Source organism: Streptomyces sp. NPDC002328, assembly GCF_042890065.1.
Classification (GTDB): Bacteria; Actinomycetota; Actinomycetes; order Streptomycetales; family Streptomycetaceae; genus Streptomyces.
In genome coordinates this window covers 428319-448711 of sequence record NZ_JBIARQ010000002.1, presented here as the reverse complement: position 1 = coordinate 448711, position 20393 = coordinate 428319, and the positions used below count along the sequence as shown (strand labels likewise).

The window sequence follows — 20393 nt, the reverse complement described above, 5'->3', positions numbered from 1 at the left end:
GTACGGCTGCCGTCCGCCGAAGCGCCGCCGCGTCTGACGCACGGCTCACGGCGGCTCGGCTTCCGGCTGGGGGTGTGGGGGTCGTCCCCCACATGTCGCAGTACGGCTGCCGTCCGCCGAAGCGCCGCCGCGTCTGACGCACGGTCGTCTCAGGTTTTTCCGGGTTGCGGGCGGTACGTCTCGTTCAAGGCGTACCGCCCGTACCCTTGCAGTACAGAGTCGGGCGTCAAATAGCGGGCGCCCCTGACTGAAGGACTCACATCCATGCTGATCGCTCAGCGTCCCTCGTTGACCGAAGAGGTCGTCGACGAATTCCGCTCCCGGTTCGTGATCGAGCCGCTGGAGCCGGGCTTCGGCTACACCCTCGGCAACTCCCTGCGTCGTACGCTCCTGTCGTCGATCCCCGGTGCGGCTGTCACCAGCATCCGGATCGACGGCGTCCTGCACGAGTTCACCACCGTGCCGGGCGTCAAGGAGGACGTCACCGACCTGATCCTCAACATCAAGCAGCTGGTCGTCTCCTCGGAGCACGACGAGCCCGTCGTGATGTACCTGCGCAAGCAGGGCCCGGGTCTGGTCACCGCCGCCGACATCGCGCCCCCGGCCGGTGTCGAGGTGCACAACCCCGACCTCGTCCTCGCCACGCTCAACGGCAAGGGCAAGCTGGAGATGGAGCTGACGGTCGAGCGCGGCCGCGGTTACGTCTCCGCCGTGCAGAACAAGCAGGTCGGCCAGGAGATCGGCCGTATCCCGGTCGACTCCATCTACTCGCCGGTCCTCAAGGTCACGTACAAGGTCGAGGCGACCCGTGTCGAGCAGCGCACCGACTTCGACAAGCTGATCGTCGACGTCGAGACGAAGCAGGCCATGCGTCCGCGTGACGCCATGGCGTCGGCCGGTAAGACGCTCGTCGAGCTGTTCGGTCTCGCCCGCGAGCTGAACATCGACGCCGAGGGCATCGACATGGGTCCGTCCCCGACGGACGCCGCCCTCGCCGCCGACCTCGCCCTGCCGATCGAGGAGCTGGAGCTCACCGTTCGGTCGTACAACTGCCTCAAGCGTGAGGGCATCCACTCCGTGGGTGAGCTCGTGGCTCGTTCCGAGGCCGATCTGCTCGACATCCGCAACTTCGGTGCGAAGTCGATCGACGAGGTCAAGGCGAAGCTGGCGGGTATGGGCCTGGCGCTCAAGGACTCGCCTCCCGGGTTCGACCCGACCGCCGCGGCGGACGCCTTCGGCGCGGACGACGACGCGGATGCCGGGTTCGTCGAGACCGAGCAGTACTGAGCGCTCCGCGGGGAGGCCGTACTACCGCTGCGGGCCGGTTGTGGCTGGTCGCGCAGTTCCCCGTGCCCCTTCGGGGGCGCGGACCCTCCAGGCGTCTGAAAAGGCGCCCGGATCTCCGACAGGCGGCCGCCTGCTCGGATACTGACTCCGGTACCTGACACGGCCGGGGCAGACACCTAGGAGAGACATCATGCCGAAGCCCACCAAGGGTGCCCGTCTGGGCGGCAGCGCCGCGCACGAGAAGCTGCTCCTCGCGAACCTCGCGAAGAGCCTCTTCGAGCACGGCCGTATCACCACCACCGAGGCGAAGGCCCGCCGCCTGCGCCCGTACGCCGAGCGTCTGGTCACCAAGGCGAAGAAGGGCGACCTTCACAACCGCCGTCAGGTGCTCCAGGTCATCACGGACAAGAGCGTCGTCCACACGCTCTTCACCGAGATCGGCCCGCGCTACGAGAACCGTCCGGGTGGCTACACCCGCATCACCAAGATCGGTAACCGCCGTGGCGACAACGCGCCCATGGCCGTCATCGAGCTGGTCGAGGCGCTGACGGTGGCGCAGCAGGCGACGGGCGAGGCCGAGGCCGCGACGAAGCGCGCGGTCAAGGAGGCCGAGGAGACCAAGGCCGACGAGACCGCCGAGGCTCCGGCCGAGGAGTCCAAGGACGCGTAAGGCGTCCGCGGAGTCCTGTTGAGGGCGTTGCGGGCCCGTTCCTTTCGAGGAGCGGGCCCGCTTTCGTGTCGCTGAGAGGATCTGTGCGTGAGTGATGAAGTGGCACCCGGTGAGGTCCGTGTCCGGCTGGACCTCTCCTACGACGGCTCCGAGTTCTCCGGGTGGGCCAAGCAGGCCGGCGGGCGGCGGACCGTGCAGGGGGAGATCGAGGACGCGCTGCGGACCGTCACGCGGTCCCGGGAGACGTACGAGCTGACCGTGGCGGGGCGGACGGACGCCGGGGTGCACGCCCGGGGGCAGGTCGCCCATGTCGATCTGCCGGAGGCGGTCTGGCGCGAGCACCACGAGAAGCTGCTGAAGCGGCTCGCCGGGCGGCTGCCCAAGGACGTGCGGGTGTGGGCGCTGCGGGAGGCGCCGAGCGGGTTCAACGCGCGGTTTTCGGCGGTCTGGCGGCGGTACGCCTACCGGGTCACCGACAACCCGGGCGGGGTCGACCCGCTGCTGCGGGGCCATGTGCTGTGGCACGACTGGCCGTTGGACGTCGACGCCATGAACGAGGCCGCGGGCCGGCTGCTCGGCGAGCACGACTTCGCGGCCTACTGCAAGCGCCGCGAGGGCGCGACCACCATCCGGACCCTCCAGGAGCTGAGCCTCGTGCGGGGCGACGACGGGATCGTCACGGCGACCGTCCGGGCCGACGCGTTCTGCCACAACATGGTGCGCTCGCTCATCGGGGCGCTGCTGTTCGTCGGCGACGGCCACCGGGGGCCCGAGTGGCCGGGCAAGGTGCTCGCCGCGGGCGTGCGGGACTCGGCGGTGCATGTCGTGCGGCCGCACGGGCTGACGCTGGAGGAGGTCGGCTATCCCGCCGACGAGCTGCTCGCCGCCCGTAACAAGGAGGCGCGCAACCGGCGGACGCTGCCCGGTGCGGCCGGGTGCTGCTGACCCCGGACGGGGTTCCGGGTCAGCGGATCACTGGTTCGCCGCGGCCGAGGCCTGGGCCGCGCCGCGGCGGCTGATCTGCTGGAACGCGAAGTCGGCGAGGCCGTCGCCGGTGGTGAAGATCTGCGCGTCCTTCTCCGTGACGTCCTTGCCGTCGGTGAAGCCGGTGATCGTGAAGTAGGCGTACCGGCCGTAGGAGTTGGTCGTCGAGCGGCAGATCGCGCCGTTGCAGAAGGGCTTGACGCCGTTGCCGGTGAGGGCCTTGACGATGCTGCCCTTGTCCGCCTGGCTCTTGGCCTTGAGGGCCTGCGCCTCGGTGTCGAAGACGGCCACGCCGACCGTGGCCGCGATGCCGTCCTTGACATAGGTGACGCGCATCACCCGGGTGCAGCCGTTGGCGGTGAGGACCTTGGGCAGGGTGCCCTGGACGGCGCCGGCGCAGGTGGTGGTGTCGGCCTTGGCGGCCTTCTTGTACACCGCCGAGCCCATCGTCAGCTGGGTGCCGGGGAAGAGGATGTCCGGGCCGTTGGGCGCCGTGTCCTTGGCCTTGCTGGAGACGAACTCCTTCGGGTCCAGCGGCGGCGGCGCGCTGGTCGGGGCGAAGGAGGGGGTGCCGGACGCGCTCGGCAGGCCGGCGCTCGCGGGCAGCGAGGAGGTCGGTCTGTTCGACTCCTCGCCGTCGTTGGCCGAGACCACGGCCATCGCCACGGCGGTGCCTATCGCGAGCGTCGCGACGGCGCCGCCGCCTATGAGGAACAGACGGCGGCGTCTGCTGCGCGTTTCGGACGCCTCGGCGAGCGCGGCCCAGTCCGGGGTCGGATCCGTGGCGCCGCTGGTCCACGGCTGCTCGGAATTCGGTTTCCAGGGATCCCACTGGGACTGAGGTCCCCCCTGCCCATAGCTCATGGGGCGCATCTTAGACGGGGCGCGGGCGGTGCTGTTCCGCCTCGGCGGGCTCCGCTGCCCCCGGCGTCCCAGGGGTGAGTGCGGGCAAAGGTGACATGTCCGGGTGGTTGGTGCGGCGTTCTCCCTGGTCGCCGAGGTGAGACGGTCATTCGGCCGGCGTACGGGTTTCCGGGAGGGCGGGGCCGCCCGGCGTCGGCAGGGCTCGTTTTGACCTGACTCCCGCGCCTTGGGTATCCTGCATCTTCGTTGTGTATTGGCTTGCTCATTCTCACGGGACGGGCCCTTACACCGGTCCACCGGGCCGATGACCAGCGACCTGCACGCGGTATGCGTCACCGCAGTGCGGTCTGGGCTGTCGTGATCGTCTTCGGTGACCTGTCAGGACCACTCACTCGAAGCGAAGGCTACGAACCGTGCGTACGTACAGCCCCAAGCCCGGCGATGTGACGCGCCAGTGGCACGTCATCGACGCTCAGGACGTTGTCCTGGGCCGTCTCGCCAGCACCGCCGCCTCCATCCTGCGCGGCAAGCACAAGCCGATCTACGCCCCCCACGTCGACACCGGTGACTTCGTCGTCATCATCAACGCCGACAAGGTGCACCTGTCGGGCAACAAGCGGACCCAGAAGATGGCGTACCGCCACTCCGGCTACCCGGGTGGTCTGCGCTCCGTCCGCTACGACGAGCTGCTGGACAAGAACCCCGAGAAGGCCATCGAGAAGGCCGTCAAGGGCATGCTCCCGAAGAACACGCTGGGCCGTCAGATGCTCTCGAAGCTGAAGGTCTACAAGGGTGACCAGCACCCGCACGGCGCGCAGCAGCCGCAGCCGTTCGAGATCACCCAGGTCGCGCAGTAACACCGGCCAGACCAAACCAAGCCAAGAGAATCTGAGGAATCACCGTGGCCGAGACCACTGCCGAGCAGCCGCTCGAAGAGCTTGACATCGACAGCTACACCACCGAGTCGGACGTGCCCGTCGAGGGCGAGTACACCTCGGAGTCCCTGGCGTCCCGCTTCGGCGAGCCGCAGCCGGCCGCCGGCCTGGGCCGTCGCAAGAACGCCATCGCCCGCGTCCGGATCGTCCCGGGCACCGGCAAGTGGAAGATCAACGGTCGCACCCTCGAGGACTACTTCCCGAACAAGGTGCACCAGCAGGAAGTCAACGAGCCGTTCAAGGTCCTCGAGCTCGAGGGTCGTTACGACGTCATCGCCCGCATCGCCGGTGGCGGTGTCTCCGGTCAGGCCGGTGCGCTCCGTCTCGGTGTCGCCCGCGCGCTGAACGAGGCCGACGTCGACAACAACCGCGGCCCGCTGAAGAAGGCCGGCTTCCTCAAGCGCGACGACCGTGCGGTCGAGCGCAAGAAGGCCGGTCTGAAGAAGGCCCGCAAGGCCCCGCAGTACAGCAAGCGCTAATCTCAGCTGCCTGCACGTACGTCGAACGCCCCGGCGGCACGCCATTGTGCCGCCGGGGCGTTCGTTTTATCGCAGACCTGGGCGTATAACGGCACAAGGTGCTCAAAGGCTTGTGTGATCGGATGTTCAGGGCATCAAATGCCTGGGTGCGGGAGCCGGCGCCGACCAACCGAGGCACCCGTGACGTACTACCGAAACTGAAGCTTCCTCAGGAGGACACGTGGGACGACTCTTCGGCACGGACGGCGTGCGCGGTGTGGCCAACGCGGATCTCACGGCCGAGATGGCGCTCGGCCTGTCCGTGGCCGCGGCGCACGTACTGGCCGAGGCGGGCTCCTTCGCGGGCCACAGGCCGACGGCCGTGGTCGGACGGGACCCGCGCGCGTCCGGGGAGTTCCTGGAGGCCGCCGTGGTGGCCGGCCTGGCGAGCGCCGGCGTGGACGTGCTGAAGGTGGGCGTGCTGCCCACGCCCGCGGTGGCGTACCTGACCGGCGCGCTCGGCGCCGACCTCGGTGTGATGCTCTCCGCCAGCCACAACGCCATGCCGGACAACGGCGTCAAGTTCTTCGCCCGCGGCGGCCACAAGCTGGCCGACGAGCTGGAGGACAAGATCGAGGCCGTCTACGAGGAGCACCGCACCGGCGCTCCCTGGGACCGGCCGACCGGCGCCGGCGTCGGCCGCGTGCGCTCCTACGACGAGGGGTTCGACCGGTACGTCGCCCACCTCATCGCCGTCCTGCCCAACCGGCTCGACGGGCTGAAGATCGTCCTCGACGAGGCGCACGGCGCCGCCGCCCGGGTCTCGCCGGAGGCGTTCACGCGGGCCGGCGCGGAGATCGTCACGATCGGCGCCTCGCCGGACGGGCTCAACATCAACGACGGCTACGGCTCCACGCACCTGGACAAGCTGAAGGCGACGGTCGTCGAGCACGGGGCCGACTTCGGCATCGCGCACGACGGGGACGCCGACCGCTGTCTCGCCGTGGACCACACCGGCGAGGAGATCGACGGCGACCAGATCCTGGCCGTGCTCGCCCTCGCCATGCGGGAGCGGGGCGCACTGCGCTCGGACACCGTCGTCGCCACCGTGATGTCCAACCTCGGCTTCAAGCTGGCCATGGAGCGGGAGGGCATCCACCTCGTCCAGGCGTCGGTCGGCGACCGGTACGTGCTGGAGGAGATGAAGCAGCACGGGTACGCGCTCGGCGGCGAGCAGTCCGGGCACGTGATCATCCTCGACCACGCGACGACCGGCGACGGCACGCTGACCGGGCTCATGCTCGCGGCGCGCGTGGCGCAGAGCGGGAAGTCGCTGCGCGAGCTGGCGTCCGTGATGGAGCGGCTGCCGCAGGTGCTGATCAACGTGCCGGACGTGGACAGGACCCGGGTCTCCTCCTCGGCGGAGCTGGCCACGGCCGTGGACGAGGCGGAGCGGGAGCTGGGATCCACCGGGCGGGTGCTGCTGCGGCCCTCCGGGACGGAACCGCTGGTGCGGGTGATGGTGGAGGCGGCTGATATCGAGCAGGCTCGGGCTGTGGCGGGGCGGTTGGCTGATGCGGTGAAGTCTGCGCTTGGCTGAGCCGGGGGCGGGTTCGGGGTGGGGGGTGCGGTGCGTTGCGGGCTTGCGGGTCCGTTGTGGTTTCTCGCGCCCACGCGGCGGAGCCGCAAATCGACAGAGCCCCGCGCCCCTTCAGGTGGGTCTCGTCCCGCCCCTTTCAAGTCCCCCTAGAGCTTGCGGAGGCTCAGGCGTTGGACTTTGTGGTCCGGGCCCTTTCGGACCACCAGGGTGGCTCGGCCTCGGGTGGGGGCGATGTTCTCGACCAGGTTGGGCTTGTTGATGGTGCGCCACATCGTGCGGGCGTAGTCGAGCGCCTCCGCCTCGGAGACCTGGGTGTACTTCCTGAAGTACGAGGACGGGTCCTGGAAGGCGGTGGCGCGCAGCTTGCGGAAGCGGTTGAGGTACCAGCGTTCGATGTCCTCCAGGCGCGCGTCGACGTACACGCTGAAGTCGAAGTAGTCGGCGAGGCCGACGCGCGTGCGGCCGTCCTGGCCGGGCAGGGCGGGCTGGAGGACGTTCAGGCCCTCGACGATCAGGATGTCCGGGCGGCGGACGGTGAGCCGCTGGTCCGGGACGATGTCGTAGATGAGGTGCGAGTAGACGGGGGCCGTGACCTCGTCCTTGCCGGCCTTGATGTCGGCCACGAAACGGGTCAGGGCGCGGCGGTCGTACGACTCGGGGAAACCTTTCCGCGACATCAGACCGCGCGACTCCAGCTCCCGGGTGGGGAGCAGGAAGCCGTCGGTGGTGACCAGTTCGACGCGGGGGTGCTCCGGCCAGCGGGACAGCAGGGCCTGGAGGAGGCGGGCGACGGTCGACTTGCCGACGGCCACCGAGCCGGCGACCCCTATGACGAACGGGGTGCCGGCCTGGGAGCCCTGTTCGCCGAGGAAGGTGTTGAGCGCGCCTCGGAGACCGTCGGTGGCGCCCACGTAGAGGTTCAGGAGGCGGGACAGCGGGAGGTAGATGTCACGGACCTCGTCGAGGTCGATGACGTCACCGAGACCGCGCAGTCTCTCGACCTCGTCGGCGGTCAGCGGCAGCGGCGTCTTGTCGCGCAGCGCGCTCCACTCGCAGCGGGTGAGGTCGACGTAGGGAGTCGCCTCCGGCCTGTGCCGGTGGGCGCTCCGGGGCATCGGGGAGACCGGAGAGATCACAGTCCATTGTTAACGGAGTTTGAACGGCGTGGTGGGTGGGGTGCGTCACGCCGTCCGGCGGGCCCGGGGGTGTCTCATTCGCCGCGCAGGGCGCTCAGGACGGCCGCGCCGGTCAGCTCGACGACGACGGCGTCCCGTCGGAGGTCGTCCGGCAGGCTCGCGCGGTGGAACTCGCTGGTGACGAGGACCGAGAACCCCGGCAGGATCAGCACGGCGTCCAGCTGTTTCACCAGGTCGGCGACGATGTCCAGGACGACGCCCGGTCGCGGCCGGTCGACCATGATGCCCTTCGGGTCGACGTACACCTCGATCTCGCTGTCGTCGGATGCCCGGATCAGCAGGGGCTGGTGGGTCGCGTCCCCGGCCACGACGTGGGGGCGGAGGACGCGGTAGGCCAGTTCCTCGTCGAGTGTGAACGGCAGGCTGTACCCGAAGCACTGAACGAGCATGCAGTAGCTCATGCCTGATGGTGGCACGTACGACCGTGGGAATATCCGGAATCGGGCACGCAGAGGCGTGTTCGGGCGGCTTGCCGAGCCTAGGCTGCCGCTCATGTGCGGAATCGTGGGATACGTGGGGGCGCAGTCGGCGCTCGAGGTCGTGACGGCCGGACTGAAGCGCCTGGAGTACCGGGGGTACGACTCGGCGGGCGTGGCCGTCCTGGCGGACGGCGGGCTCGCCGCCGCCAAGAAGGCGGGCAAGCTCGTCAACCTGGAGAAGGAGCTGGACGAACGGCCGCTGCCGGCCGGCACGACCGGCATCGGGCACACGCGGTGGGCCACGCACGGAGGGCCGACGGACGCCAACGCGCATCCGCATCTGGACAACGCCGGGCGCGTCGCCGTCGTGCACAACGGGATCATCGAGAACTTCGCCGCGCTGCGGGCCGAGCTGGCCGAGCGCGGGCACGAGCTGACCTCCGAGACGGACACCGAGGTCGTGGCGCATCTGCTCGCCGAGGAGTTCTCCGCGTGCGCGGACCTCGCCGAGGCGATGCGGCTGGTGTGCCGGCGGCTGGAGGGGGCGTTCACGCTGGTCGCGGTGCACGCCGACGAGCCGGAGAAGGTCGTGGGGGCGCGGCGGAACTCACCGCTGGTGGTGGGCGTGGGGGAGGGCGAGGCCTTTCTCGCCTCGGACGTCGCCGCGTTCATCGCCCACACGCGGTCGGCGATCGAGCTGGGTCAGGACCAGGTGGTGGAGCTGCGCCGGGACGAGGTGACGGTGACCGGCTTCGACGGCCGGCCGGCGGAGGTCAGGTCGTACCACGTCGACTGGGACGCGTCGGCGGCGGAGAAGGGGGGCTATGACTACTTCATGCTCAAGGAGATCGCCGAGCAGCCCAAGGCGGTCGCCGACACGTTGCTGGGGCGCGTCGACGCGGCGGGTTCGCTGACGCTCGACGAGGTGCGGATCCCCGCGGGGGTGCTGCGGGAGGTCGACAAGGTCGTCGTGGTCGCCTGTGGGACGGCCTTCCACGCCGGGATGATCGCCAAGTACGCCATCGAGCACTGGACGCGGATCCCGTGCGAGGTGGAGCTGGCGAGCGAGTTCCGGTACCGGGATCCGATCCTGGACCGGCAGACGCTGGTGATCGCGATCTCGCAGTCCGGCGAGACCATGGACACGCTGATGGCGCTGCGGCACGCCCGTGAGCAGGGGGCGAGGGTGCTGGCGATCTGCAACACCAACGGCTCGACGATCCCCCGGGAGTCGGACGCGGTGCTGTACACGCACGCCGGGCCGGAGGTGGCGGTCGCCTCGACGAAGGCGTTCCTGACGCAGTTGGTGGCCTGCTATCTGGTGGCGCTGTACATCGGCCAGGTGCGGGGCACCAAGTGGGCGGACGAGATCCGGGCCGTGGTGCGGGACCTCGCGCGGATCTCCGGTGAGGTCGAGCGGGTGCTGGAGACCATGGAGCCGGTGCGGGAGCTGGCGCGGTCGCTCGCCGGCAAGGACACCGTGCTGTTCCTGGGGCGGCACGTCGGGTATCCGGTGGCGCTGGAGGGGGCGCTGAAGCTGAAGGAACTGGCGTACATGCACGCCGAGGGGTTCGCCGCGGGGGAGTTGAAGCACGGGCCGATCGCGCTGATCGAGGAGGATCTGCCGGTCGTGGTGGTCGTGCCGTCGCCCCGGGGGCGGTCCGTCCTCCACGACAAGATCGTGTCCAACATCCAGGAGATCCGGGCGCGGGGGGCGCGGACGATCGTGATCGCGGAGGAGGGGGACGAGGCGGTCGTGCCGTACGCCGACCACCTCGTACGGATCCCCGCCACACCGACGCTGCTGCAACCGCTGGTGGCGACGGTGCCGTTGCAGGTCTTCGCCTGCGAACTGGCCACGGCCCGAGGCAACGAGGTGGACCAGCCGAGGAACTTGGCGAAGTCGGTGACGGTGGAGTAGGGGCGCGTGTCGCAGTGGGGGCGGGAGCGCCTACCGAAGTGGGGGGCGGGGGTGGTCGCGCGAGTACCGGCGCGTCGTGGCCGTTCGCGCAGTTCCCCGCGCCCCTGATCGCCTCCGGCGATCCGGGCACGCCACACGAGCTTGATCGCGCGCGGCGACCCTGTGGCGCGCCCCACGGCCCTGATCGGGCGCGGCGATCTCGGGCCCGCGCTCGCGCCCGGAGATCGCCGGAGGCGATCCAGGGGCGCGGGGAACTGCGCGACCAGCCACGACGGGCCCGCGGTCGCCCGAGAACCCATCACCCCCACCCCCGTGGGCGCCCCTCACAACCCCCGGCGGACCTTGCGGGCTGTTCGTAGTTTCCAGGTGATCAGGAGGAGGGGAGCCGCCAGGATCCAGACCGCGACGACCGTCCCCCAGTCCGGCGCAGCCGCAGCCGCTTCGTCCGCGGTGATCAGCGCGCACAGCAGCGTCCACACCGCGGCCAGCAGACCGACCGTCCACAGGCCGGCGGTCCAGGCCCAGGTCGAACGGCCCGTACCGGTGGGGGCGGCGGTGCGCGGGCGGGGCCGGGGGATCCGGTCGGGGGTGCGGGGCGGCATCCGGACCACCGCCTGGGGCGGCACCGCCGCGTCCAGCGCCGCGAGGCGCTCCGGCGTGACCCCCTTGTAGAGCGTCGGCTCCACGGTGACGGAGAACCCGTCGTGGCCGGTGAGGACACGGCCCCCGTCCGGCCGGGCGGACATCGCCGCGCACGCGTCGTAGCGGACGGTGACCGGCCCGCGCGGCGTCGTGAGGCTGACGCCCTCCGCGCCGATGAGCAGGGTGACCTGGTCGTCCTCCAGGGACCGGTGCCGGGTGCCGGCGACGGACGTCGCGGAGAACTGCGGCGCGGCGCTGAAGCCCGCCCAGTCGACCCCGCGGCCCGGGGCCTGGAACAGCCCGTTGTCCCAGGCCTCGCGGGCGACCGCGTGCAGATCGGCGAGGGTGACCGCGTTCAGCTCGGCCTTGTGCTGCTCGGGGGAGAGGATCCGGTGCCCGAGCAGCAGGCTCAGCGCGTACGACGGCAGCGCGACGGCCCCGAGGTCCTGGACGTCGTACTGCTTGAGGGCCTTGGCGCGGGCGGAGTCCAGCTCGGACTGCTCGATACGGCCGGCCCGCAGCCGGGCGAGGGTGTCGACGAACCCGCCGATCACCGCGTCCTGCTTCTGCGGCAGCGCGTCGGCGTACGCGGTGAGCGTGGCGAAGTCGGCGTCGCGCGGGGAGTAGTCGGCCTCCGCGGAGTACGAGTAGCCGCCCTCCTGGCGCAGGTCCTGGAAGAGCGCCCGGCCGAGGACGTCCGCGAAGACGGAGGCCGCGGTGGAGCGGGGCAGCACCGACGTGAACGCGACATGACCGTCGTCGCCCTGGATGTAGGCCGGGGTGACGGGCAGCGCGCTGGTGGGCGCAGGGGCGGGGACGCGGGCGCCGACGGGCAGCGTGAGGTCCAGCCCGTCGGGTATCCGGTCGCTGGTGATCCACAGCACCGCGTTGTCCCGGGTGAAGCGGGTCTGCGCCCAGTGCCGCACCTGATCGGGGGTCAGGCTCCAGGTGCCGAGCTCGCTGTAGCTGGACAGGCCGTAGCCCTGGGCGCCGTAGCGCCACAGCGGGAGCTGGGAGAAGGGGCCGCCGCCGCGGCCCGCGGCCTCGGTGCGCAGGATCTCCTTCTCGGTCTCCAGCCGGTCCATCGGCAGGTCCCGCAGTCCCGCGCACACGCTGTTGAGGTAGGAGACGACCTCCTCCTCGCTGCCGGTGACGTGGAAGAGGGTGTACGCGTTCGCCGTCGCGCCGTTGTAGTGCAGGTCGGACAGGCCGATGCGGTGCAGGGCGAGGTGCTCGACGAGGTGGGTGATCCCGGAGGTGGCCAGGGTCTCGTCGGCGCGCCCCACCCGGAAGAACAGCCCGGCGGTGATCTCGTTGCCGGAGGCCGGCGCGTAGAGGGCGGGGACGCCCTGGACGGCGGTGTGGGAGATCAGGCCGTCGAGGGCGGCGAGGCCGCCCCGGTCGTGCAGGTCGGTGGTCACCGGCGGCCGCCCCCTCGGGTTTCCAGCGCGGACTTGCGGTACTTGCGGAAGGACGCCTTCGGGTCGGGCAGGTAGTCCCACGGGGACTCCGAGGCGCGGTCGCCAAGGAAGGCGAAGTGCGGGGCCGCGTCCTCGAGGTGGCCGCCGAGCGAGAAGGCGAACGCGAACAGGCTGTGCGCGCCGATGGAGTTCCACGCGACCTGGTGGGCGGGGTGCAGCACGGAGGCCTGGGCGGCGAAGCGCAGGTCGTCGCGGACCGGAACGCCCCGCAGATAGGCCGCGCCCTCGCGGTCCCCGAGGTCCAGCCAGTGCTCGATGTGGGCGTCGGCGACCAGGGCGCCGTTGACGGAGCCGTCGGGCGCCGTCCTCGCGCACTCCTGGGCGAAGCCGTGCGCGGCCTCCCAGGAGCCGCCCCACTTGGGGCACAGCTGCTGGAGCAGGCTCGTCTGGGCGTGGTAGTGGTGCGGGTGGTGCACGGACAGCCGGTCGTAGCGGCGGCGGGCCTCGGACTGCCCCAGCTCCAGGCCGCGCGCGGTGGTCAGGCGGGCGTTCCAGGCGGGGGCGTAGGCCGGCTGTTCGGCGCAGACCTCGATCAGCAGCTGCTCGGCCCGGCGCAGCCAGGCGTGGAACTGGTCGAACTGCTCGCGGGAGACGTGCTGGGCGCGATAGCTGCTGCGGATCTCCCAGCCGATGTACACATAGCGCTGGGCGAGCACGGTGCGCGGCAGCGGGTCGCCGGGCTGCTCCCGGACCGCCCGCTCCAGCATGTGCTCGGCGCCGGGGACGTCCGCGACCAGGTACACGGCCGAGTTGAGCTTGGCCGTCGAGTCCAGTCCCGCGATGTAGGCGCGCACGGACGGCCAGTCGCCGGCCCGCGCGGCGGCGCGCAGCGGGATCAGCTCGGGTGTGTTGTCGTACGGGTCGAAGGTCGGCCCCGACGAGCCCCAGGGGCCCGTGGGTCCGCCGTAGGTGGTGCTGCTCATTCCTCCGCCCCCGTGGCCTGCGACAGGCCTGTGTGCTTGTGTGGCTGATGTGATCGATGTGATCAATGTGACGAGACGCCGCAGGCTAGCAGCACGGTCCGACAGTCGCGTGGGCGACCGGTCGCGGCGCGGCCCGGTCCGGGGCCCTGGTCGGCAGAGCCTAGGGTGCTCGGCATGAGCATCATCGGGGTCGGCATCGACGTTGCCGAGATCGACCGGTTCGCGGCGTCGTTGGAGCGGACGCCCGCGCTGGCCCAACGCCTCTTCCTGGACAGCGAGTTGCTGCTGCCGAGCGGCGAACGGCGCGGGATCGCCTCGCTGGCGGCCCGGTTCGCGGCGAAGGAGGCCCTGGCCAAGGCGCTGGGTGCGCCGGCGGGGCTGCTGTGGACCGACGCGGAGGTGTACGTCGAGGACAGCGGGCAGCCCCGGTTGCGGGTGCGGGGCAGTGTCGCCGCGCGGGCGGCGGAGCTGGGGGTGCGGGGCTGGCACGTGTCGCTGAGCCACGACGCGGGGGTCGCCTCGGCGGTGGTGATCGCCGAGGGGTGAGGCGGTGTCAGGCGGTCGGTGTGAGACTGGGGCTCATGCGTACTGCCTACTGTGTGGACACCGTCAGGGCCGCCGAGCGGGAGTCGATGGCGCGGCTCCCGGAGGGCGCGCTGATGCAGCGGGCCGCCGCCGGACTCGCCGCCGCCTGCGCCGACGCGCTGGGCCGGGTCTACGGGCGCCGGGTCGTGCTGCTGGTCGGCAGCGGGGACAACGGGGCCGACGCCCTGTACGCCGGGGCCCGGCTGGCCAGGCGGGGGGCCGGGGTGACCGCCGTCCTGCTCGCCCCCGAGCGCACCCACGCCGGCGCGCTCGACGCCCTGCTGCGCGCCGGGGGGCGCACGGTGGCCCCGGGGGACGCGGGCGAACCGGTCCGCCGGGCCGACCTCGTGCTCGACGGCATCGTCGGCATCGGCGGCCGGGGCGGGCTGCGGGGCGACGCGGTGGAACTGGCCGCGCTCGTCGCCGAGTCGCGGGCGGTCGTCGTCGCCGTCGACCTGCCGAGCGGGGTCGAGGCGGACACGGGCGAGGTGCGCGGCGCGGCCGTGCGCGCCGATCTCACGGTGACGTTCGGGACGCACAAGCCCGGCCTGCTGATCGATCCCGCGCGGGAGTACGCCGGGTCGGTGCGGTTGGTCGACATCGGGCTCGAACTGCCGGACGCGCCCGAGTTGGAGGCGTTGCAGCACGCCGACGTGGCGCGGCTGCTGCCGACGCCGGCGGCGGAGAGCGACAAGTACCGGCGGGGCGTGGTGGGGATCGCGGCCGGGTCCGCGCGCTATCCGGGGGCGGCCGTGCTGGCGGTGGCCGGGGCGCTGCGGGGCGGGGCCGGGGCCGTCCGGTACGTCGGGCCCGCCGGGGAGGCCGTGCTCGCGCGGTTCCCCGAGACGCTCGTGTCCGACCAGGGCCCGAAGGGGGCCGGGCGGGTGCAGACGTGGGTCGTCGGACCGGGGGCCGGGGACGACGCGGGCGTGGTGGCGCAGGTGCTGGCCTCCGAGGTGCCGGTGCTGGTGGACGCGGACGGGCTGCGGCTGGCGGAGGCGGGGGCGGTGCGGGGGCGTACGGCGCCGACGCTGATGACTCCGCACGCGGGGGAGGCGGCGGCGCTGCTCGGGGTGTCGCGGGAGGAGGTCGAGGCGGGGCGGCTGGCGGCGGTGCGGGAGCTGGCTTCGCGGTACGGGGCCGCGGTGCTGCTGAAGGGTTCGACGACGTTGGTGGCGGAGGCGGGGGGCGGGGGTGTGGTGCGGGTGAACGCCACGGGGACGGGGTGGCTGGCCACCGCCGGGAGCGGGGATGTGCTGTCGGGGCTGGCGGGGTCGCTGCTGGCCTCGGGTCTCGGTGCGGTGGACGCGGGGAGCGTGGGGGCGTATCTGCACGGTTTGGCGGGGCGGTTCGCGGCGCAGGGCGCGCCGGTGGGGGCGGGGGACGTGGCGGGCGCGGTGGGGGAGGCTTGGCGGGATGTGGTGCGGGGGGATTGAGCGGACCTCTCCTTGGCCTTGATCCCAACCGAGTCGGGTGGTGGGTGGGCATAGGACGGGGGTCTGGGGGCGGAGCCCTCAGGGGAGGCGGAGCTCCCAGGGGGCCTCGGGGCGACTCCTGCCCGCGCCGGCCGACCGTGTCCGCTCTGGGGCGTCCGCGTGCTCTGAGACACTGGGCGCGATGAGTGAGACTGCACTGCCGACCGCCACCCCGCCGCGCGCCCGCGCCGAGATCGACCTGGGCGCCGTGCGGGCCAACGTGCGCGCCCTGCGGGCCAAGGCGCCGGGCGCGGCGTTCATGGCCGTCGTGAAGGCCGACGGCTACGGCCACGGCGCGGCCCCCTGCGCCCGCGCCGCCGTCGAGGCGGGCGCCACCTGGATCGGCGCGGCCACGCCGGAGGAGGCCCTCGCGCTGCGCGCGGACGGCGGGCTGCCGGCGGACGTGCGGATCATGTGCTGGCTGTGGACGCCGGGCGGACCCTGGCGGGCCGCCGTGGAGGCCGGCCTCGACGTCTCCGTGAGCGGGCTGTGGGCGCTGCGGGAGGCGGTGGAGGGCGCGCGGCTCGCCGGGCGGACCGCGCGCGTGCAGCTCAAGGCCGACACCGGCCTCGGACGCAACGGCTGCCAGCCCGCCGACTGGCCCGACCTGGTCGCCGAGGCGCTGCGCGCCGAGAACGAGGGGCTGATCCGGGTCACCGGCCTGTGGTCGCACTTCGCCTGCGCCGACGAGCCCGGCCACCCTTCCATCACCGCGCAGCTCGACAGCTTCCGTGAACTGGTGGCGTACGCCGAGACGCGCGGCCTGCGGCCCGAAGTGCGGCACATCGCCAACTCGCCGGCCACGCTCACCCTCCCGGAGAGCCACTTCGACCTCGTCAGACCGGGCATCGCGATGTACGGCGTCTCGCCCGGCCCCGAGATCGGCTCCTCGGCCGACCTCGGACTGCGCCCGGCGATGACGCTCGCGGCGACGCTCGCCCTGGTGAAGCACGTCCCGGGCGGGCACGGCGTGAGCTACGGCCACCACTACACGACCCCCGGCGAGACCACCCTCGGCCTGGTCCCGCTCGGCTACGCCGACGGCGTCCCCCGGCACGCCTCCGGTGCGGGGCCGGTCCTGATCGGCGGCAAGTGGCGCACGGCGGCGGGGCGGATCGCGATGGACCAGTTCGTCGTGGACCTCGGGGGCGACGAGCCGGGGGAGGGCGCGGAGGCGGTGCTGTTCGGTCCCGGCGACCGCGGTGAGCCGACGGCGCAGGACTGGGCGCAGGCCGCGGGCACCATCGGCTACGAGATCGTCACGCGCATCGGAGCGCGCGTTCCTCGCGTCTATGTGAACGAGGGGCCCGAAGACACAGGCACACGGACGAAGACCGGTGGTTCCCGGGCGGAGCGGTAGTCGTCGCGTCGCCGGGTATCTGGATCACCCGGCGGGCAGCGGACGGCGTCACACGCGGCACCACCCGGCATCCGGCGAAGAGGAGCGGTACGTGAGCGAGAGCAGTGCGGAGGCAGTGGCGAACGCCGCCTCGGCGGCCGTCGCCGCCGCCTCCGCGACGGGGGCGGCCGGAGGGTGGCGCCGGGCGACCGGCATCGCCGGCGCGGCGATAGGCGTGATCGCCGCGGGCGCGGCGGCCGGGGTCGCCCTGGAGCGGATGACCGTGGGGCGCGGGATGCGCGCGAAGGCCAGGCTGGCCCTCGACGCGGCCGGTCCGTACGGCGCGCTGCGCGGCACGCCGGGCAGGGCCGTCGCCGACGACGGCACCGAGCTGTACTACGAGGTGGACGACGCCGAGCCGGAGGGCGGCCCCGCGCCCCGACGCCGGCGGCTCTTCGGCCGCAAGGCCCCGCTGCCCGTCACCGTCGTGTTCAGCCACGGCTACTGCCTCACCCAGGACTCCTGGCACTTCCAGCGGGCGGCCCTGCGGGGCGTCGTGCGGACGGTGCACTGGGACCAGCGCAGCCACGGCCGCTCCGCGCGCGGGGCCGCCCAGCTGACGGACGGCGAGCCGCTCACCATAGACCAGCTGGGCCGCGATCTGAAGGCCGTCATCGACGCGGCCGCGCCCGAGGGGCCGATCGTGCTCGTGGGGCACTCCATGGGCGGGATGACGGTGATGGCGCTGGCCGCGCAGTTCCCCGAGCTGATCCGCGAGCGGGTCGTCGCCACCGCCTTCGTCGGCACGTCCTCCGGGCGGCTCGGCGAGGTCAACTTCGGGCTGCCGGTCGCCGGCGTCAACGCGGTGCGGCGGGTGCTGCCCGGCGTGCTGAAGGCGCTGGGGCAGCAGGCGGCGCTGGTGGAGAAGGGGCGGCGGGCCACCGCCGATCTGTTCGCCGGGATCATCAAGCGGTACTCGTTCGCGTCCCGGGACGTCGATCCGGCCGTGGCCCGGTTCGCCGAGCGGATGATCGAGGGCACGCCGATCGACGTGGTCGCCGAGTTCTACCCGGCCTTCACCGACCACGACAAGACCGAGGCGCTCGCCTGCTTCACGGACAAGCCGGTGCTGGTGCTGGCCGGCATCGGAGACCTCGTCACGCCGAGCGAGCACAGCGAGGCCATCGCCGACCTGCTGCCGGACGCGGAGCTTGTCCTCGTCCCGGACGCCGGGCACCTGGTGATGCTGGAGCACCCCGAGGTCGTCACCGACCGTCTCGCCGACCTGCTCACCCGCGCGGGCGCGGTGCCGGCAGGGGCTACCGTGGGGGGCTATGGAAGCACCAGCGGCACCGCACAACCCGGCTGACCCGGTTTCCTTGGAGATCACCGTCAACTCCCCCGAACAGATGCGGGAGTTGGGCCGACGCCTGGCCAAGCTGCTGCGCGCCGGCGATCTCGTGATGCTCAGCGGGGAGCTCGGCGCGGGCAAGACCACGATGACCCGGGGGCTCGGCGAGGGGCTCGGGGTCCGGGGCGCGGTCACCTCCCCGACGTTCGTGATCGCCCGGGTCCATCCCTCCCTCGGCGGCGGTCCGCCGCTCGTCCACGTCGACGCGTACCGCCTGGGCGGCGGGCTCGACGAGATGGAGGACCTGGACCTGGACGTGTCCCTGCCGGAGTCGGTGATCGTCGTGGAGTGGGGCGAGGGCAAGGTCGAGGAGCTGACCGACGAGCGGCTCCAGGTGCGCATCCACCGGGCCGTCGGCGACACGACGGACGAGGTGCGCCACGTCACGGTGACCGGCCTCGGCGAACGCTGGGCGTCGGCCGACCTCAGCGTGCTGGCGGCCTGAGCGGACGGACGGCCCGAGCTGACGGACGGCCCGAGCCGGCGGACCGCCTCAGGGAACCGGCGGCGCTACGCCGCTTCCCGGTGGTCCACCCGCCGTTCCCGCGGAGCCGCCTCCGGGCCGGGTGCGCGCGGCGGGCGGGACACCGCCTCGGCGGCGGCGCAGGACGCGAGCAGGTCCGCCATGGACACCCCGGCGAGCGTGAACGGCCGCGGCGGCTGGGCCTGGGGCTCGGTGGGCGGCATGGACGCCTCCTGGTGGCCGGGGCGGACCTGGTTAGGTTCACCTAACCAAGGGCTGGCTACCATGTGACCACGCACGGGACGCCGAACGCAACATCTTGCCGACGTCTTGTCGGAACGTTCATACGATCAGCCCGGATCGCGACCGGTGACCTACCGGACCACCACGATCCGCTGGCCGATCGTCGCGAACCGCCACATCGCCTCGCCGTCCGCCCGCCCCTCGCGGATCCCGCCCGTCTGCACCTCCGGATCGGGCACCGGCGCCGAGCCGTCCAGCGTCGAGCTGAAGCCGATCACCACGTCGCCGACGTGCGTGAAGCGCACGACGTGCTCGACCGGAGCGCCGTCGGTCCCGGTGGCCGCGCTGGAACGGGAGGTCACGGCGTAGGCGCCCGGCGCGGGGTCGACGGTGCCCGGGGAGACCGGGAACGTCCGCTCGACCCTGCCGCTCGGCCCCACCAGCCACACCCGGTCCTCGTCCAGCGCGTACACCACCCGCTCGCCCGCGCCCGAGGAGGACGGCAGCGCGGTGGAACCCGTCCGGGCGCGGGGGACCTTCCGCGCCGCGACGGCGGCGTCCGCGCGCGGCTCGGCCAGTTCGGGCGGCACGGTCGCCGCCGCCTGGAGGGCGAGCAGCCCCACGGTCGCCAGGGCCGCCGCGGTGAGCCCGGCCACGATCGTCGCGCTGCTGCCTGACACCGGCATCCACCTCTTCGCCCTGTTCGCTCTGATTCGCGCTCTTTGTCACGGATCATGCCCGGCCGCGACGTTAGCAGCCGCGGCGACCGCCGCCCGGGTCGCCGAGCGCGGCACGCGCGCTCGCCGGGGAGCCGTAGGCTGTTTGTGTGCTCTTGCTCGCTCTGGATACCGCCACCCCCGCCGTCACCGTCGCCCTGCACGACGGCGCGGACGTCATCGCCTCGTCGAGCCAGGTGGACGCGCGCCGGCACGGTGAGCTGCTGCTGCCGGCCGTCGACCGTCTGCTCGCCGACGCGGGGTACCGGCTCGACGCCGTCACCGGGATCGTCGTCGGCGTCGGCCCCGGCCCCTACACGGGGCTGCGCGTCGGTCTGATGACCGCCGACACCTTCGGTCTGGCGCTCGGCGTCCCCGTGCACGGGCTGTGCACGCTCGACGGCCTCGCCTACGCCGCCGACCTGCCCGGCCCCTTCGTCGTGGCGACCGACGCCCGGCGCAAGGAGGTCTACTGGGCGCGCTACGCCGACTCCCGCACCCGGGTCGGCGGCCCGGCCGTGGACCGCCCGGCCGACATCGCCGACCAGGTGGCGGGACTGCCCGCCGTCGGCGCGGGCGCGCTGCTCTACCCCGAGGCCTTCCCCCACGCCCACGAGCCGGAGCACGTCTCCGCCGCGGCGCTCGCGAGCCTCGCCGCCGAGAGGCTCGCCGCGGGGGAGGAGCTCCCGGAGCCCCGTCCGCTGTACCTGCGCCGGCCGGACGCCCAGGTGCCCAAGAACTACAAGGTGGTCACCCCGAAGTGACGGAGCCCGTCGCCACC

20 protein-coding genes are annotated in these 20393 nt (G+C 72.5%); 13 read left to right on the top strand and 7 right to left on the bottom strand.

The genetic code is table 11. From position 1 onward, the window contains the following. Positions 1-264: 264 nt before the first annotated feature. The 3 genes from ACFYX4_RS08300 to truA all read left to right on the top strand — a co-directional run bounded on the left by ACFYX4_RS08300 (position 265) and on the right by truA (position 2902). On the top strand, positions 265-1287 hold the full coding sequence (locus tag ACFYX4_RS08300; protein WP_003966937.1) for a DNA-directed RNA polymerase subunit alpha: 1023 nt from the start codon (positions 265-267) through the stop codon (positions 1285-1287). Between the two features lie 190 nt (positions 1288-1477). Further along, entirely contained in the window at positions 1478-1957 is a 480-nt protein-coding gene (gene rplQ, locus ACFYX4_RS08295; protein ID WP_389327914.1) for a 50S ribosomal protein L17, read from the top strand. A gap of 87 nt (positions 1958-2044) precedes the next feature. Further along, positions 2045-2902, top strand: coding sequence for a tRNA pseudouridine(38-40) synthase TruA (gene truA / locus ACFYX4_RS08290; RefSeq protein ID WP_389327911.1), 858 nt, complete (start codon positions 2045-2047; stop codon positions 2900-2902). A 27-nt stretch (positions 2903-2929) separates the two neighbouring features. Here the strand turns inward: truA and ACFYX4_RS08285 are convergent, their stop codons facing one another. Beyond that, positions 2930-3805: a hypothetical protein gene (locus ACFYX4_RS08285; protein ID WP_389327908.1), complete on the bottom strand. Its 876-nt coding sequence runs from the start codon at positions 3803-3805 to the stop codon at positions 2930-2932. A 413-nt stretch (positions 3806-4218) separates the two neighbouring features. Between ACFYX4_RS08285 and rplM the strand changes: the two genes are divergently transcribed. From rplM to glmM, 3 genes are all read left to right on the top strand, one after another. Further along, positions 4219-4662, top strand: coding sequence for a 50S ribosomal protein L13 (gene rplM / locus ACFYX4_RS08280; protein ID WP_389327905.1), 444 nt, complete (start codon positions 4219-4221; stop codon positions 4660-4662). 44 nt (positions 4663-4706) lie between these two features. Beyond that, a complete protein-coding gene (gene rpsI / locus ACFYX4_RS08275; RefSeq protein ID WP_020941689.1) occupies positions 4707-5219 on the top strand; it encodes a 30S ribosomal protein S9 in 513 nt (170 codons plus the stop codon). A 220-nt stretch (positions 5220-5439) separates the two neighbouring features. Then, the gene (gene glmM / locus ACFYX4_RS08270) at positions 5440-6798 is read left to right on the top strand and encodes a phosphoglucosamine mutase (protein WP_389327901.1); all 1359 of its coding nucleotides are present in this window, start codon (positions 5440-5442) and stop codon (positions 6796-6798) included. Positions 6799-6944: 146 nt separating this feature from the next. On the opposite strand, the gene coaA is transcribed toward glmM, so the two are convergent. Both coaA and ACFYX4_RS08260 read right to left on the bottom strand, forming a co-directional pair. Continuing rightward, positions 6945-7913, bottom strand: coding sequence for a type I pantothenate kinase (gene coaA, locus ACFYX4_RS08265; RefSeq protein WP_389327898.1), 969 nt, complete (start codon positions 7911-7913; stop codon positions 6945-6947). Positions 7914-8008: 95 nt separating this feature from the next. After that, complete coding sequence (locus tag ACFYX4_RS08260; RefSeq protein WP_389327895.1) at positions 8009-8383, bottom strand: hypothetical protein; 375 nt, start codon at positions 8381-8383, stop codon at positions 8009-8011. 103 nt (positions 8384-8486) lie between these two features. Between ACFYX4_RS08260 and glmS the strand changes: the two genes are divergently transcribed. Then, the gene (glmS, locus tag ACFYX4_RS08255) at positions 8487-10334 is read left to right on the top strand and encodes a glutamine--fructose-6-phosphate transaminase (isomerizing) (RefSeq protein ID WP_389327892.1); all 1848 of its coding nucleotides are present in this window, start codon (positions 8487-8489) and stop codon (positions 10332-10334) included. 323 nt (positions 10335-10657) lie between these two features. Here glmS and ACFYX4_RS08250 read toward each other — a convergent pair whose 3' ends face one another. Continuing rightward, positions 10658-12397, bottom strand: coding sequence for a M16 family metallopeptidase (locus ACFYX4_RS08250; protein ID WP_389327889.1), 1740 nt, complete (start codon positions 12395-12397; stop codon positions 10658-10660). Then, complete coding sequence (locus ACFYX4_RS08245; RefSeq protein ID WP_389327886.1) at positions 12394-13380, bottom strand: hypothetical protein; 987 nt, start codon at positions 13378-13380, stop codon at positions 12394-12396. Before ACFYX4_RS08245 ends, ACFYX4_RS08250 begins: the two co-directional genes overlap by 4 nt. A 174-nt stretch (positions 13381-13554) precedes the next feature. Here ACFYX4_RS08245 and ACFYX4_RS08240 point away from each other — a divergent pair, with 174 nt between their 5' ends. From ACFYX4_RS08240 to tsaE, 5 genes are all read left to right on the top strand, one after another. Next, entirely contained in the window at positions 13555-13926 is a 372-nt protein-coding gene (locus ACFYX4_RS08240; protein WP_389327883.1) for a holo-ACP synthase, read from the top strand. Between the two features lie 35 nt (positions 13927-13961). Next, positions 13962-15401 carry an NAD(P)H-hydrate epimerase gene (locus ACFYX4_RS08235; protein ID WP_389327880.1) on the top strand — a complete coding sequence of 480 codons (1440 nt, stop codon included), beginning with the start codon at positions 13962-13964 and terminating at the stop codon, positions 15399-15401. A 181-nt stretch (positions 15402-15582) separates the two neighbouring features. After that, entirely contained in the window at positions 15583-16800 is a 1218-nt protein-coding gene (alr, locus tag ACFYX4_RS08230) for an alanine racemase (protein ID WP_389327877.1), read from the top strand. Positions 16801-16891: 91 nt separating this feature from the next. After that, entirely contained in the window at positions 16892-18148 is a 1257-nt protein-coding gene (locus ACFYX4_RS08225) for an alpha/beta fold hydrolase (protein ID WP_389327874.1), read from the top strand. Beyond that, positions 18114-18635 carry a tRNA (adenosine(37)-N6)-threonylcarbamoyltransferase complex ATPase subunit type 1 TsaE gene (tsaE, locus tag ACFYX4_RS08220; RefSeq protein ID WP_389327871.1) on the top strand — a complete coding sequence of 174 codons (522 nt, stop codon included), beginning with the start codon at positions 18114-18116 and terminating at the stop codon, positions 18633-18635. Before ACFYX4_RS08225 ends, tsaE begins: the two co-directional genes overlap by 35 nt. A gap of 65 nt (positions 18636-18700) precedes the next feature. On the opposite strand, the gene ACFYX4_RS08215 is transcribed toward tsaE, so the two are convergent. Next, positions 18701-18877: a hypothetical protein gene (locus ACFYX4_RS08215; RefSeq protein ID WP_389327868.1), complete on the bottom strand. Its 177-nt coding sequence runs from the start codon at positions 18875-18877 to the stop codon at positions 18701-18703. 150 nt (positions 18878-19027) lie between these two features. Then, complete coding sequence (locus ACFYX4_RS08210; RefSeq protein WP_389327865.1) at positions 19028-19576, bottom strand: hypothetical protein; 549 nt, start codon at positions 19574-19576, stop codon at positions 19028-19030. A gap of 146 nt (positions 19577-19722) precedes the next feature. Here ACFYX4_RS08210 and tsaB point away from each other — a divergent pair, with 146 nt between their 5' ends. Next, positions 19723-20376, top strand: coding sequence for a tRNA (adenosine(37)-N6)-threonylcarbamoyltransferase complex dimerization subunit type 1 TsaB (gene tsaB, locus ACFYX4_RS08205; RefSeq protein ID WP_389327862.1), 654 nt, complete (start codon positions 19723-19725; stop codon positions 20374-20376). Positions 20377-20393 lie beyond the last annotated feature (17 nt).

What these genes read in the sequence shown, in the direction of transcription:
- ACFYX4_RS08285 (WP_389327908.1), bottom strand. Translation starts at nt 3,805, where the DNA reads ATGAGCTATGGGCAGGGGGGACCTCAGTCCCAGTGGGATCCCTGGAAA.
- ACFYX4_RS08240 (WP_389327883.1), top strand. Translation starts at nt 13,555, where the DNA reads ATGAGCATCATCGGGGTCGGCATCGACGTTGCCGAGATCGACCGGTTC.
- tsaE (WP_389327871.1), top strand. Translation starts at nt 18,114, where the DNA reads ATGGAAGCACCAGCGGCACCGCACAACCCGGCTGACCCGGTTTCCTTG.
- glmS (WP_389327892.1), top strand. Translation starts at nt 8,487, where the DNA reads ATGTGCGGAATCGTGGGATACGTGGGGGCGCAGTCGGCGCTCGAGGTC.
- coaA (WP_389327898.1), bottom strand. Translation starts at nt 7,913, where the DNA reads ATGCCCCGGAGCGCCCACCGGCACAGGCCGGAGGCGACTCCCTACGTC.
- ACFYX4_RS08235 (WP_389327880.1), top strand. Translation starts at nt 13,962, where the DNA reads ATGCGTACTGCCTACTGTGTGGACACCGTCAGGGCCGCCGAGCGGGAG.
- rplQ (WP_389327914.1), top strand. Translation starts at nt 1,478, where the DNA reads ATGCCGAAGCCCACCAAGGGTGCCCGTCTGGGCGGCAGCGCCGCGCAC.
- alr (WP_389327877.1), top strand. Translation starts at nt 15,583, where the DNA reads ATGAGTGAGACTGCACTGCCGACCGCCACCCCGCCGCGCGCCCGCGCC.
- ACFYX4_RS08245 (WP_389327886.1), bottom strand. Translation starts at nt 13,380, where the DNA reads ATGAGCAGCACCACCTACGGCGGACCCACGGGCCCCTGGGGCTCGTCG.
- ACFYX4_RS08215 (WP_389327868.1), bottom strand. Translation starts at nt 18,877, where the DNA reads ATGCCGCCCACCGAGCCCCAGGCCCAGCCGCCGCGGCCGTTCACGCTC.
- ACFYX4_RS08260 (WP_389327895.1), bottom strand. Translation starts at nt 8,383, where the DNA reads ATGCTCGTTCAGTGCTTCGGGTACAGCCTGCCGTTCACACTCGACGAG.
- ACFYX4_RS08300 (WP_003966937.1), top strand. Translation starts at nt 265, where the DNA reads ATGCTGATCGCTCAGCGTCCCTCGTTGACCGAAGAGGTCGTCGACGAA.